The organism is Agromyces sp. NPDC055658, assembly GCF_053618155.1.
Genome location: NZ_JBSHHD010000001.1, coordinates 210,179 through 223,611, shown reverse-complemented (window position 1 = coordinate 223,611; position 13,433 = coordinate 210,179). Strand labels below are relative to the sequence as shown.

Sequence of the window (13,433 nt, the reverse complement as noted above, 5' to 3'; positions counted from 1 at the left end):
GTGCCCTGCCAAGATGGACGATGTGACTGAGACCTCCCATTCAAGCACCATCGCAGGATGGCGCGAATGGGTTTCGCTGCCCGCACTCGGGGTGCCATGGATCAAGGCGAAGCTCGACACGGGCGCGCGGAGTTCGTCGCTGCACGCGTTCGACGTCGAGGAGCTGCCGTCGCCGTCGGCCGAGCCCGCCGAAGGGTCGGATGCCTCGGCCGACGCCCCGCTCGGACGCGTGCGCTTCGGCGTGCACCCGTGGCAGGAGAGCGAGGACGACGCGGTCGTCGTCGAACTGCCGGTGCACGATCGCCGCCAGGTGCGGAGCTCGTCGGGCCACTCGGAGGAGCGCATCGTCGTGCTCATGGACGTCGTGCTGCAGGGCCGCACCGTGACGGCCGAGGTCACGCTCACGAATCGCGACGAGATGGGCTTCCGCATGCTCATCGGCCGCGAGGCGCTGCGACAGGGCTTCGTCGTCGACTCGGCGCAGTCGTTCGTCGGCGGGCGCGCGCCCCGAGGCATCCGCCGCCGCAACCGCGGGCGCTGACTCGCCGTGAACGAGGGGGCGCGAACCGCCGCACTGCGCCGCGAGATGCTGCTCAGGATGAATCAGGGCTGGGATGTGGCCCGGCAATCGGCGTTCGAGCTGACGATGACCCATGTCGCCACCCCGCCCGGCTGGCGGATGCTCATCGAGCTGATCAATCCGCTCTACTGGCTGTCCGGAGTGCCGACGTACCGGCTGCATACGCGGACGCTGCACATCGAGATCGATGAACAGGGCGCGCTACACCGCCGAACCACCGGCGAGCTCCCGACGCACTGGTCGCGAGCGGAATGGGAGGTCGAGGACGGCTCGACTCCCGCACCGCGGCGATCGCCGCGGTGACTGAGTGCTTTCGAGGCCGCGGTGGTCGAAAGTTGCAGGATGAGCCGGCGAGCACCGTCTCATACGAAGGTGCCGACCGGCCCATCCTGCAACTGACCGAACTCGGCTCAGATGACCCCGTCGGAGAGGGTCGTCGGGTTGCCGAAGCGGTGATTGGTGATCGAGATCGCCTGCTCGTGGAGGAACGGCAGCAGCTCCACGCGGCCCGACGGGGTCACGGGGTGCGACCACACGGCCACGTCGGGCGAACCGCCGAGCGCCGACGCCAGCGCCGAGGCATCCCCGCCGACGAGCCGCACGCGGCTGGCGCCGCCCAGCGCGTTCGCGCGGTTGGCGCGCACCCGCTCGAGCCAGTCGCGGTCGTTCTCGCGCACGACCCGCACGTCGCGGGCGGCGAGCACCGTGCGCACGTTCTTGGGCAGCTCGACGCCGCTCGAGACCGTGAACGGCGCCTTCGCGAGCAGTCCCGCCGCGATGACCCGCAGACCCTCGGCCAGGGTCGCCTGCTCACCGATACGCACGGCGACCGGCAGCGTCCGGTAGCGGAACACGTTGCGCTCGACGCCGAGGCCCGAGACGTCCCGCGTCGTGCCGTACTCCTCGGCCCAGGCGACCTCGTCCGACAGTGCCGACCGTCGCAGCACCTCGAACGAGTCGTAGTCGAGGGCCGACTGCGCCGCCTCGATGAGCTCGGTCACGCGGCGCTCGAGGCCGCGCAGGTGCAGCGACTTCGAGGCGCTGCCGTGCTCGGGCACCCAGTCGCCGAGGCCGAACAGGTAGTTCGGGCCGCCGGCCTTGGCACCGGCGCCGACGGCCGACTTCTTCCAGCCGCCGAAGGGCTGGCGCTGCACGATCGCCCCGGTGATGCCGCGGTTGACGTAGAGGTTGCCCGCCTCGACGCGGTCGAGCCAGGTCGCGAGCTCCTCCGAGTCGAGCGAGTGCAGGCCCGCCGTGAGGCCGTAGTCGACGGCGTTCTGGAAGCGGATCGCCTCGTCGAGGTCCTTCGCGTGCATGATGCCGAGCACCGGGCCGAAGAACTCGGTGAGGTGGAAGTACGAGCCGGGCGCGACCCCCGTCTTCACGCCGGGCGACCACAGCTTACCGGTGTCGTCGAGCTGCTTGGGCTCGACGAGCCACTCCTCGCCGATGCCGAGCTCGGTGAGCGCGTTCAGCAGCTTGCCGTTCGCGGGCTCGATGATCGGGCCCATCTGGCTCTGCGCATCGGCCGGGTAGCCGACCCGCAGCGAGGTCGCCGCGTCGACGAGCTGGCGGCGGAACCGCTCGGACTTCGCGACGGACCCGACGAGGATGACGAGGGAGGCCGCCGAGCACTTCTGGCCGGCGTGGCCGAAGGCGCTCTTCACGACGTCGGAGGCCGCGAGGTCGAGGTCGGCCGACGGGGTGACGATGATCGCGTTCTTCCCGCTCGTCTCGGCGAGCAGGGGCAGGTCCTCGCGGAACGAGCGGAACAGCTGCGCCGTCTCGTACGCACCCGTGAGGATGACGCGGTCGACCGTCGGGTGCGAGACGAGCTGCTTGCCGAGCTCGCGTTCGCCGATGTCGACGAGGGCGAGCAGGTCCTTGGGGATGCCGGCCTCCCACAGCGCTTCGACCATGACGGCGCCCGAGCGCTGCGCGAGCTTCGCGGGCTTGATGATGACACCCGAGCCCGCGGCGAGCGCCGCGAGCACGCCGCCGGCCGGGATCGCGACCGGGAAGTTCCACGGTGGCGTGACGACCGTCAGGCGAGACGGCACGAAGGTCGCGCCCTGCACGTGGTCGAGCTCGCGGGCGCGCTCGGCGTAGTAGTGCGCGAAGTCGATCGCCTCGCTGATCTCGGGGTCGGCCTCGGCGATGGTCTTGCCCGTCTCGGCGGCCATGATCTCGATGAGCCGGTCGCGGTTCGCGGCGAGCGCGAGGCCCGCGCGGTGCAGCACGGCGGCGCGCTCGGCGCCGGGCAGTTCGCCCCAGGCCTTGCCGTTCGCCGCGACGGTCTCGATGATGCGCTCGAGCGTCGCCTCGTCGTCGACGCGAGCGGCCGCGACGGCGTCGAGGCCGAGCTTCGTGTCGGGCACCTTGGCGAGGATCCTGCGGCCCCATTCGCGGTTCGCCGCGAGGGCGGGGTCGGTGTCGGGCTCGTTGCGGAACCCGGGGGTCACGCCCGGACCGGCCACCGCTCCGGGCGCATCGGCCGATGCCGACGCGGATGCCTCGGGCGAGACGAGCTCGTCACCCGCCGACCCGCGCGTGATGCCGAGCACCACGCTCGTGAGCGATCCCTCGTGCTCGCTGCCCGGTGCGGGTGCGTCGGAGGCGGCCATCGCCGTGGCGAGCGCGTCGCCCTCCCACTCGGTGCGGCGGTTCTGGGTGCGGTTCGGCGACGGCACCGCGGCATCCCCGTTCGAGGCCTCGAGGGCGTCGAGCGAGCGCTGGTACCGTTCGCGCTCGCGCTCGAACAGGCGCCGGTCTGCGCCGAGCTCGAACACGGCCGACATGAAGTTCTCCTGGCTCGCGTTCTCCTCGAGGCGGCGGATCAGGTACGCGATCGCGACGTCGAACTCGGAGGGGTTCACGACGGGCGTGTAGAGCAGCAGGTTGCCGACATCGCCGCGCACCGCCTCGGCCTGGCCGGTCGCCATGCCGAGCAGCATCTCGAACTCGACCCGGCTCTCGACGCCGCGCTCGCGCGCGGTGAGCCAGGCGTGGGCCACGTCGAAGAGGTTGTGACCGGCGACGCCGAGCTTCACCGCGTCGGCGCGCTCGGGGGTCATCGACCAGTCGAGCACCCGCTTGTAGTTCGTGTCGGAGTCCTGCTTCGACGAGTAGGTCGCGAGCGGCCAGTCGTGCACGGCCGCGTCGACCTGCTCCATGGCGAGGTTCGCACCCTTCACGATGCGCACCTTGATCGGCGCGCCGCCCGCGGCGCGCCGGGCCTGCGCCCACGCGGTGAGCTCCTGCATGGCGCCGAGCGCGTCGGGCAGGTAGGTCTGCAGCACGATGCCGGCCTCGAGACCGCGCAGCTGCGGCTGGTCGAGCAGGGTCGTGAAGACCGCGATCGTGAGGTCGAGGTCGCGGTACTCCTCCATGTCGAGGTTGATGAACTTCGCCGTGCCCTTCGCGCTGCCGGCGGCCGCGAGTTCGTAGAGCGGGGTGAGCTTCGCGACGACCTTCGCGACCGCCTCGTCGAACGACCACATCGAGAGCTGGCTGACGACCGACGACACCTTGATCGACACGTAGTCGACGTCGTCGCGCGCGAGGAACTCGTAGGTGCCCGTGAGGCGCCGGTCGGCCTCGTCCTCACCCAGCACGGCCTCGCCGAGGAGATTGAGGTTGAGCCGGTTGCCCGACTCGCGCAGCTTCGCGATCGCCGGCCCGAGCTTCGCCGGGGTGGCGTCGAGCACGAGGTGGCCGACCATGGCGCGCAGCACGCGGCGCGCGATCGGGATGACGACCCACGGCAGCACGGGCGCGACGACCCCGCCGAGGCGGATCGCGGCCTTCAGGTACCACGGCAGGAACTTCGGGGTGAGCTTCGCGACCTGGGCGAGGTTGCGGCCGGCGACGCCGAGGTCTTCGGGGCGCATGACGCCGTCGACGAAGCCGACGGTGAATGCGAGGCCGTTCGGGTCTTTCAGCACGCCGGCGAGACGCTCGGCGGCGGGGTCGACGGGGTGATTCGCGCTCTCTTCGAGCCAGCGGCGCACGAGGGCGACGACGTGATCGGTATCCGGCCGTGCGTCAGTGGCGGCGTTCGACATGGTCACGAGGGTAGTGTCCTTTGCTTCGGGCACGCCGGGGGTTGTCGCGCGCCTCTCGAGATAAGTGTGCGCCGCGACATCCGTCAGGTACAGCGAACGATTCCGATGCATACTATTCAGGGAAACCGAACGATAGCTCGGATGCCCCCGGAGGCCCCCATGCTCGATGTGCGCCGCCTGCGCCTGCTGGTCGAACTGAGCCAGCGCGGCACGCTCGCCGCAGTCGCCGAGGCCCTCTCGTACAGCCCCTCCTCCGTGTCGCAGCAGCTCAGCCAGCTCGAACGCGAGGCCGGCGTGCCGCTGCTCGTGCAGGTCGGCCGGCGCGTGCAGCTCACGCCGCAGGCGCTCGTGCTCGTCGAGCACGCGCGCGCGGTGCTCGACCGGCTCGAGGAGGCCGAGGCCGACGTCGCCCGCTCGCTCACCTCGGTCGGCGGCACCGTGCGCATCGCGGTGTTCCAGTCGGCGGCGCACGCGGTCGTGCCGCAGGCGCTCACCCTACTGCGCGCCGAGCACCCCGCGCTGCGGGTCGAGATCACCGAGCGCGAACCCGACGTCGGGCTCTTCGAGGTCGCCGCGCGCGACTTCGACCTCGTCATCGCCGAGCAGTACCCGGGGCACACGCGCGCGCACCGCGAAGAGCTCGACCGGGTGCACCTCGCCGCCGACGCCATCCGGCTCGCACTGCCGCCGCACCCCGCGTCGCGCCCCGCCGGGCTCAAGACCGCCGCGAGCATGCCCTGGGTGCTCGAGCCTGCCGGCACGGCGTCTCGGGAGTGGGCCGAGCAGCTCTGCCGCGAGGCGGGCTTCGAACCCGACGTGCGGTTCGAGACCGCCGACCTCATGGCGCACATCCGGCTCATCCGGTCGGGCAACGCCGCCGGGCTCCTGCCCGACCTCGTGTGGGCGGGCGAGGCGCCGAGCGTGCGCCTCGTCGACCTGCCGGGGCACCCCGAGCGCGAGGTCTTCACGTCGACGCGGCACGCCGCCGCCGCCCGGCCGGCCGTCGTCGCGTGCCGCGACGCACTCGCCCGCGCGGCCCGCGCGACCGCGACGCCCGCCGCCGACTGACGCGGCACGGCGCGGCACGGCGAGCCCCACCGAGGGCTACGCTCGGCGCATGGAACCGCTGACGCTCCGGAACCGCGCCCCGCGCCGCCCGCTCATGCGAACCGGCGCGGCGATCATCGCCGTCATGACCGTCGCCCTGGTGTCCGCGTGCGCGAGCCCGGGCGGGTCGGATGACTCGTCGCCGAGCCCGAGCCCGGCGAGCGCCGTCGGCACGTGGGGCGACCCGACCGACACCACGGCGCCGTCGCTCTCGCTCGCCGCCGACGGCACGCTCACCGGCACCGACGGCTGCAACCGGCTCACCGGCCGCTGGGAGGACCAGGGCGCCGGCCGCATCGAGTTCGACGACGTCGCCTCGACACGGATGGCCTGCGAGGGCGTCGACACCTGGCTCTCGGCACTCGACGAGGCGACGATCGACGGCGACACGATGACGGTGCTCGGCGACGACGACGTCGAGCTCGGCACGCTCGAACGCACCTCCGACGAGCCGGCCGTCGCGGGCGACGACCCGGCGGCGTCGGGAGCGGCGAGCGCGTTCGTCGGCACCTGGGGCACCGATGCGCCGCAGCAGCCGTTCCTCGTGATCGCCGCCGACGGCACCGTCACGGGCAGCGACGGCTGCAACTCGCTCACCGGTTCGTGGGAGCCCGACGACGACGGCACGATCGAGTTCGACCGGATGGCGTCCACGATGATGGCCTGCGAGGGCGTCGACCAGTCGCTCGCGAAGCTCGACTGGGCCAAGGTCGACGGCGACACCCTCACCGTCCACGACGATCACGACGCCGTGGTCGCGACGCTCCCCCGCACGGCATAGGCAGAGCCCACTTCTGGGCATGGCGGCCGACCCGCCGGGCCACTACCCTGACCGGCATGACCATCACTCGGAGGGTCGCGCTCGGTGCAGGCGCAGCGGTCATGCTGCTCCTGTTGACCGGATGCCTCGGGGAGGAGGGGTCGGTGCAGGGAGGCTCCATCGACCCGACCGGCACCTGGGGCGATGCGACCGACACGGCTTCACCCTCGCTCACCCTCGACGAGGGCGGCGACTTCAGCGGCACCGACGGCTGCAACCGGCTGAGCGGCACCTGGACGGTCGACGAGTCCGACCACGTCCACTTCGAAGACGTCGCCGTCACCCAGATGGCGTGCGAAGGCGTCGACACCTGGCTCGCGGGGCTGAACGAGGCCACGATCGCCGACGACACGATGACCGTGCTAGGCCAGGACGGCTACGAGATCGGCACCCTCGAACGCTCCGACTGAGCGCGCCCGCTCAGGCGGTGGCCTGCGCGAAGCGTTCGGCCTGCCGGCCGAGGAACTCGGCCAGCTCCGGCCCTTCGACGCGGTAGCGCACGCCCGGAGGAATCCACATGAGGGCCATCGCGAGCGCCTCGACCGACTCGGCCTCGAGCGGCCACGCGCAGTGCGCCTCATCGACGGCCTGGACCTCGCGCCCGTACCAGCCGAGGTGCTCGACGAGCTCGGCGCGCGGAAGCTCGACGATCACGCGCGCCTCGATGCTGCGGCGCCGGTAGCGCACCGCGCGTTCGACGCGCTCGCGCGCATCCTCCTCGGTCAGCGCACGCGGCTCGAAGCGCACCCTGGTCGGGAACACGTCGCTGATGCGGTCGAGCCGGAACGTGCGCCAGTCGTCGCGATCGCGGTCCCACGCGAGCAGGTACCAACGACGGGCGACGGGCACGAGCCGGTACGGTTCGACGCTGCGGGCGGACCCCTGCCCCGAGGCATCCGTGTACTTGAACCGCAGCCGCTCGCCGTCGCGGCACGACAGGGCGAGCAGTCCGAGCAGTTCGGCGTCGACCTCGGGTGCCGGACGGCCCGAGCGGTTCCACCCGCCCGCGCCGACGCCGACCGCCGTGTGCGACTGCAGCGCCTCGATGCGCCGGCGCAGCGCGGGCGGCAGCACCTGCTCGATCTTCGCGAGCGCCGAGAGCGTCGTGTGCTCGGCGCCGCGCAGCCCGGCCGTCGCCTGCGAGCGCAGGCCGAGCGCGATCGCGACGCCCTCGTCGTCGGTGAGCAGCAGCGGCGGCAGTCCCGTACCCGCTTCGAGCCGATAGCCTCCGGCGCTGCCGCGCACCGATTCGATGCCGTAGCCGAGCTCGCGCAGCCGTTCGACGTCGCGTCGGAGCGTTCGCTCGCTGACGCCGAGCCGGCCCGTGAGTTCGCGCGCCGACCAGTGCCGGTGGCTCTGCAGGAGGGAGAGCAGTTCGAGGGTTCTCGAGGTGGTCGCGGCCATGTTCCGATTCTCCCTCTAATGCGGACAGAAAGTGACCGGATGCCTCGAGAGACTGGCCGCATGACGAACCAGATGATCACCGCACAGGGCCTCACGAAGACGTTCCGCTCCAAGGGGCAGACCGTCGAGGCCGTCCGTTCCCTCGACCTCGCCGTCGGCGAGGGCGAGCTCGTCGCGTTCCTCGGCCCGAACGGCGCCGGAAAGTCGACGACGCTCCGCATGCTCACGACCCTCCTGCCCGCGACGAGCGGTGGGGCCACGGTCGCCGGATGCGACATCCGCACCGACGCGGCCGGGGTTCGCCGCCGCATCGGCTACGTCGGCCAGGGCAGCTCCGGCGGGCACACCCAGCGCGTGCGCGACGAACTGCACGCGCAGGGCGCGTTCTACGGGCTCGGCCGCCGAGAGACCCGCGCCCGCGCGGCCGAGCTCATCGAGTCGCTCGAGCTCGGCCAGGTCGCGAACCGCACCGTGCAGCAGCTCTCGGGCGGGCAGAAGCGCCGGCTCGACATCGCGCTCGGGCTCATCCACCGGCCCGGGCTGCTGTTCCTCGACGAGCCGTCGACGGGCCTCGACCCGCACAGCCGGGCCAACCTCTGGCAGCACATCGTCGAGCTCCGCCGCGAGACCGGCACCACGATCTTCCTCACGACGCACTACCTCGACGAGGCCGACCAGCTCGCCGAGCGCGTCATGGTCATGGACCACGGCTCGGTCATCGCCGACGACACGGCAGGGGCGCTCAAGTCGTCGCTCGCGGGCGACCGCGTCACGCTCGCGTTCGACACCGCCGCGGATGCCGCGGCCGCAGCCGCCCGCATCGGCGCCGAGCCCGACCCGGCCGACCCGAGGGTCGTCGCCGTCACGGCACCGGGCGGCGACCGGGCGCTGCCCCGCTACATCCGCGACCTGTCGGACGCCGGGATCGAGGTCGTCGCCGCCACGCACCGGCAGCCGACCCTCGACGACGTCTTCCTCGCCCTCACCGGCCGCAGTCTCCGCGAAGAGGCGGCGCACGCCGAGCCCGCCGAACTCGCCACCGTCTGACCGCACGATCACCTGAAGGGACCGCTCTCATGACCACCACCGCACCCACCGCCCGCCCCACGGGCTTCGTCCACGACACCGCCGCCGTCTTCGTGCGCGAGTCGAAGCCCCTCATCCGAGACCCGTTCAGCGTCGTGTTCTCGCTCGTGCAGCCGCTCGTCTTCCTCGGGCTCTTCGGGCCGCTGCTCATCGGCGCCGCCGGCGGCGACGTCGCAGGCACGCTGCAGTGGTTCGTGCCCGGCATCCTCGTCATGGTCGCCCTCTTCGGCACCGCCTCGACCGGGGCGAACCTGCTGTTCGAGATGCAGACCGGCTCGCACGAGCGCACCCTCGTCGCCCCGCTCTCGCGGAGCGCCCTGCTCGTCGGCCGCGCCCTGAAGGAGGTCGTGCCCCTCGTCATCCAGGGCACGATCGTCGTGCTCGTCGCCGTGCCGTTCGGGTTCAGCGTGAACGCGGCAGGGCTCGTGGCCGGCCTGCTCGTGCTCGCGGTGTTCGGCATCGGCTTCGGCGCACTGAGCTACACGCTCGCGCTCGCCTGCCGGAACCGCGACTGGATGTTCTGGATGGTGCACCAGACGCTGCTCTTCCCGCTCATGATCCTCTCGGGCATGCTGCTGCCGCTCGACGACGGCCCCGGCTGGATGAAGGCCGCCGCTGCCGTGAACCCGCTGAGCTACCTCGTCGGCGCCGAGCGGGCGCTGCTCGCCGGCGACTTCGGAGCCCCCGCCGTCGTCGGCGGCGCGATCGCCGCGATCGTCACGTGCGCGGTGGGTGTCGTCGTCGGCGTGCGCGCGATGCGCCGGGCGCGCTGAGCGCGCTCAGCCCTTCGAACCTCGACGCGCCAGTACGACGGCAGCGACGACGATCACCGCCCCGAGCACGAGCAGGGTCGCGACCAGCCAGGACGCATCGAACGTGACCGCCGCCGTGTCGTGACAGTCGACGTTCGTCGCGCACGAGGTGAGCACAGTCGAGCCGATCATGACGCCTCCCGAGTTGATGCTCGCTCCATCGTGACGCCCGCAGCCGTCGTCGGCACCCCGCCGGGAGTAACGATTCGGCCAATGCCGGTTCCGCCCCATGTGAGGCGGAACCGGCATTGCCGTTTGCGGAACCCCCGCCCCAGCCGGGGCGTTTACGCTCGGAGGATGCCGCTCCCCCGACCAGCGCCCGAGCCCGCCGCCGCCGCCCCCACCGCCGCCCTCACCGCACACGACGTCGTGATCGTCGGCGGAGGCCACAACGGCCTCACGGCCGCCGCCTACCTCGCCCGCGCCGGCCTCGACGTGCTGCTGCTCGAGCGCGACGACCACCTCGGCGGCGCGGCGGTCTCGGCCGAGGCGTTCGAGGGCGTCGACGCACGGCTCAGCCGCTACTCGTACCTCGTGAGCCTGCTGCCGCAGCGAATCGTCGACGACCTCGGCCTCGAGATCGGGCTCGTCCGCCGCCGGTTCTCGTCGTACACGCCCGACCCCGCCGACCCCGGGCGCGGCCTGCTCGTCGACGGCGACGCCGGCCCCGAGGCATCCCGCGCCGCCTTCGAGCGCGTCGACGCGCAGGCCGACGCCGCCGCCTGGGACGCGTTCTATCGAAGCACCGCACGGCTGGCCGAGCGCCTCTTCCCCACCCTGACCGAGCCGCTGCCGACCCGCGCCGAGGCCCGCGCGCTCGTCGGCGACGACGACGTCTGGAATGCGTTCGTCGAGCGCCCGCTCGGCGAGACGATCGACGCGACCTTCGCGAGCGACCTCGTGCGCGGGGTCGTCGCGACCGACGGGCTCATCGGCACGTTCACCGCGCTCGACGACCCGTCGCTCGACGCGAACCGGTGCTTCCTCTACCACGTCATCGGCGGCGGCACCGGCGACTGGGACGTGCCGATCGGCGGCATGGGCGCGGTCTCGGGCGAGCTGGAGCGTGCGGCGCGCACGGCAGGAGCGCGGCTCGTGACCGGCGCCGAGGTCGTGGCCGTCGACCCGGCCGGTCGCGTGCGCTACCGGGTCGACGGCGGCGAACGGGTCGCGACCGCGGGCACGGTGCTCGCGAACGTCGCGCCCGCCGTGCTCGAGCGGCTCGTCGAGGCGGGCGACCCCGATGCCGCCGCGGTGCCGCCCGTCGTGCGTGCGCGCCTGCACGCTCTGCACGCGCCCGAGGGCGCACAGGTCAAGGTCAACCTGCTGCTCGAGCGGCTGCCCCGGCTGCGCGACGCAGACGTCGCCGCCGAGCAGGCGTTCGCGGGCACCTTCCACATCAACGAGCTCGCGACGCAGCTCGACGCCGCCTTCTCGACAGCCGTGCGCGGCGGCATCCCCTCGCCCTTGCCGTGCGAGATCTACTGCCACACGCTGAGCGATCCGTCGATCCTCGCGCCCGAACTCGCCGCCGCGGGCATGCACACGCTCACCGTCTTCGGGTTGCACGTGCCGCACCGACTGCTCGAACGCCACGGAAACGCCGAACTGCGCGAGCTGCTGCAGCAGGCGGTGCTCGACTCGCTCGACAGCGTGCTCGCCGAACCCGTCGAGGGCGTCATCGCGAAGGATGCCTCGGGCCGGCCGTGCATCGAGACGAAGACGACCCTCGACCTCGAGGAGTCGCTGCGCATGCCGGGCGGCAACATCTTCCACGGCCCGCTGTCGTGGCCGTGGGCCGACGACGGCGCGCCGCTCGCGACGTCGGCCGAGCGGTGGGGCGTCGCCACGCGGCACCCTCGCGTGCTCCTGTGCGGGTCGGGCGCGGTCCGCGGCGGCGCGGTGAGCGGCATCGGCGGGCACAACGCCGCGATGGCCGTGCTCGAGGAGCTGGCGGGCTGAGGGCGCGGCGGCTGAGGATGGGGCGTCGCGCCATACCCTCCGGTACGGTGGCTCCATGTCGACGACACGCGAGCGCTGGCTCGACGAGGGGCTCGAAGTGCTCGCGACCGAAGGCGCGCCGGGGCTGCGGATCGACCGGCTCGCGGCACGCCTCGGCGTGACGAAGGGGTCGTTCCACCACCACTTCACCGGGGCGGGCGCCTACAAGGACGCACTGCTCGCGTACTACGAGGAGCACACCCTCGCCGCGATCGACGAGGGGATCGCGGCACAGCGCGCCCGCGGCACGCGCGCCACCCTCTCGTGGCTCAGTGAGCTCGCGATCTCGGGCGCTCCATCGATCCGCCCGACCGCGCTCGACGCGGCCGTGCGCGCCTGGGCGCACTCCGACGACGATGCGCGGGCGACGCAGGCGCGCATCGACGCGCGCATCATCGATGCACTGCAGGCGGTGTGGCGGCCTGCGACGACATCCGACGCGGCCGCCCGGACCGCGGCACTCGTGCCGTACCTCGTCTCGGTCGGCGCGGCCGCGACGGTGCCGCCGATCAGCAGCGACGAGCTCCGGGCGGTCTACGAGCTGCTGCTCGAGATCGCCCCGGTCGCGGGCGGACCGACGGCCGACGGCGACGGCGCCGGAGACTGAGGCCGGCCGGCGCACCGGGGCGGAGTCCCGCAGGTCAGAGCACGAAGCAGAAGAGTCCGGTCGCGAGGCAGATCACGAGCATGCCCGTCGCGTTGAGGAACAGGTTGCGCCCGAGGTCGCGCGCCCGCACGTGCATGCCGATCGCGACGAGGAAGTAGGCGATGAGCGCGGCGCAGGTGAGCGCGCCGAGGTACGGAATCCAGATGCCCGCGATGAGCCCTGCGGCGGCGGCGAACTTGATCGGCGGCATCACCCACCACCACTTCTTCGGGAAGCCCACGTCCTCGAAGCACTTCGCGATGAATGCGACGGGCTTCAGGCAGAGCAGGGCGTCGCCGAAGCAGATGGCAGCGAGCAGCACGACGGGCCAGACCGGGTCGGGAAGGGCGGCATCCATGGGCCATACCATACCGTATGGTATGGCCTGCGACCAGACACGAGGATGCCGCGGTTCAGGCGAGCACGATCCAACCGACGCCGACGACGAGCGAGACGACGCCCAGCACGAGGCTCGGCACGAACGACTCCTTGCGCTTCACGTGCAGCGCGACGGCGAACACCATGGTGACGGCGAGCGCGAACGCCGCGGTCGGGGTGAGCCAGGCGAGGATGCCGGTCGCGGCGGGCAGCACGAGCCCGATGCCGCCGAGCAGCTCGAGGATTCCGATGGTCTTCAGCTGGCCGGCGCTGACGTCTTCGACCCAGGGCATGTTGGCGAGCACGGCCTCGCGCGACTTCAGCGCCTTCATGCTTCCGGCCATGACGAACAGGAGGGCGAGCAGGCCGGTGACGATCCACAGCGCGATGATCAAGGTGTTTCTCCAGACGAGTCGGTTACCATCAGTGCGTAACGCACGATCGGTGACTCTAACCGACGACCCCCACGCACTTCACCGTGCGTCACGCACCCCGAGGTGCGTATCGGGGGCGGCGTGCGACCGGAGAGGAGCAC

General features: G+C 72.2%; 14 protein-coding genes. 9 read left to right on the top strand and 5 right to left on the bottom strand.

Going from position 1 to position 13,433, the window contains the following annotated elements:
• Positions 1-13: 13 nt before the first annotated feature.
• Positions 14-541 carry an ATP-dependent zinc protease family protein gene (locus ACWGPE_RS01050; protein WP_231429034.1) on the top strand — a complete coding sequence of 176 codons (528 nt, stop codon included), beginning with the start codon at positions 14-16 and terminating at the stop codon, positions 539-541.
• 57 nt (positions 542-598) lie between these two features.
• The gene (locus ACWGPE_RS01045; protein ID WP_275506026.1) at positions 599-883 is read left to right on the top strand and encodes a hypothetical protein; all 285 of its coding nucleotides are present in this window, start codon (positions 599-601) and stop codon (positions 881-883) included.
• A 107-nt stretch (positions 884-990) separates the two neighbouring features.
• Here ACWGPE_RS01045 and ACWGPE_RS01040 read toward each other — a convergent pair whose 3' ends face one another.
• Positions 991-4,644, bottom strand: a complete 3,654-nt coding sequence (locus ACWGPE_RS01040; RefSeq protein WP_231429036.1) for a proline dehydrogenase family protein — start codon at positions 4,642-4,644, stop codon at positions 991-993.
• A 159-nt stretch (positions 4,645-4,803) separates the two neighbouring features.
• On the opposite strand from ACWGPE_RS01040, the gene ACWGPE_RS01035 reads away from it, so the two are divergent.
• The 3 genes from ACWGPE_RS01035 to ACWGPE_RS01025 are packed head-to-tail and all read left to right on the top strand — an operon-like array spanning position 4,804 to position 6,981.
• Positions 4,804-5,712 (top strand): LysR family transcriptional regulator, encoded by a 909-nt coding sequence (locus ACWGPE_RS01035; protein WP_231429037.1) that lies wholly within the window; start codon positions 4,804-4,806, stop codon positions 5,710-5,712.
• A 49-nt stretch (positions 5,713-5,761) separates the two neighbouring features.
• Positions 5,762-6,532: an META domain-containing protein gene (locus ACWGPE_RS01030; RefSeq protein WP_275506024.1), complete on the top strand. Its 771-nt coding sequence runs from the start codon at positions 5,762-5,764 to the stop codon at positions 6,530-6,532.
• Positions 6,533-6,588: 56 nt separating this feature from the next.
• Complete coding sequence (locus tag ACWGPE_RS01025) at positions 6,589-6,981, top strand: META domain-containing protein (RefSeq protein WP_231429039.1); 393 nt, start codon at positions 6,589-6,591, stop codon at positions 6,979-6,981.
• 10 nt (positions 6,982-6,991) lie between these two features.
• On the opposite strand, the gene ACWGPE_RS01020 is transcribed toward ACWGPE_RS01025, so the two are convergent.
• The gene (locus ACWGPE_RS01020; protein WP_231429040.1) at positions 6,992-7,975 is read right to left on the bottom strand and encodes a helix-turn-helix transcriptional regulator; all 984 of its coding nucleotides are present in this window, start codon (positions 7,973-7,975) and stop codon (positions 6,992-6,994) included.
• Positions 7,976-8,035: 60 nt separating this feature from the next.
• On the opposite strand from ACWGPE_RS01020, the gene ACWGPE_RS01015 reads away from it, so the two are divergent.
• Complete coding sequence (locus ACWGPE_RS01015) at positions 8,036-9,022, top strand: ATP-binding cassette domain-containing protein (RefSeq protein ID WP_231429041.1); 987 nt, start codon at positions 8,036-8,038, stop codon at positions 9,020-9,022.
• Between the two features lie 29 nt (positions 9,023-9,051).
• A complete protein-coding gene (locus ACWGPE_RS01010; RefSeq protein ID WP_231429042.1) occupies positions 9,052-9,834 on the top strand; it encodes an ABC transporter permease in 783 nt (260 codons plus the stop codon).
• 6 nt (positions 9,835-9,840) lie between these two features.
• Here ACWGPE_RS01010 and ACWGPE_RS01005 read toward each other — a convergent pair whose 3' ends face one another.
• Positions 9,841-10,005: a hypothetical protein gene (locus ACWGPE_RS01005; protein ID WP_231429043.1), complete on the bottom strand. Its 165-nt coding sequence runs from the start codon at positions 10,003-10,005 to the stop codon at positions 9,841-9,843.
• Between the two features lie 165 nt (positions 10,006-10,170).
• On the opposite strand from ACWGPE_RS01005, the gene ACWGPE_RS01000 reads away from it, so the two are divergent.
• Positions 10,171-11,835: a phytoene desaturase family protein gene (locus tag ACWGPE_RS01000; protein WP_452047913.1), complete on the top strand. Its 1,665-nt coding sequence runs from the start codon at positions 10,171-10,173 to the stop codon at positions 11,833-11,835.
• A 55-nt stretch (positions 11,836-11,890) separates the two neighbouring features.
• Complete coding sequence (locus tag ACWGPE_RS00995) at positions 11,891-12,481, top strand: TetR/AcrR family transcriptional regulator (protein WP_452047912.1); 591 nt, start codon at positions 11,891-11,893, stop codon at positions 12,479-12,481.
• Between the two features lie 34 nt (positions 12,482-12,515).
• On the opposite strand, the gene ACWGPE_RS00990 is transcribed toward ACWGPE_RS00995, so the two are convergent.
• Both ACWGPE_RS00990 and ACWGPE_RS00985 read right to left on the bottom strand, forming a co-directional pair.
• Positions 12,516-12,878 carry a DoxX family protein gene (locus ACWGPE_RS00990; protein ID WP_231429046.1) on the bottom strand — a complete coding sequence of 121 codons (363 nt, stop codon included), beginning with the start codon at positions 12,876-12,878 and terminating at the stop codon, positions 12,516-12,518.
• 55 nt (positions 12,879-12,933) lie between these two features.
• Positions 12,934-13,293, bottom strand: coding sequence for a DoxX family protein (locus ACWGPE_RS00985; protein ID WP_231429047.1), 360 nt, complete (start codon positions 13,291-13,293; stop codon positions 12,934-12,936).
• Positions 13,294-13,433: the final 140 nt, after the last annotated feature.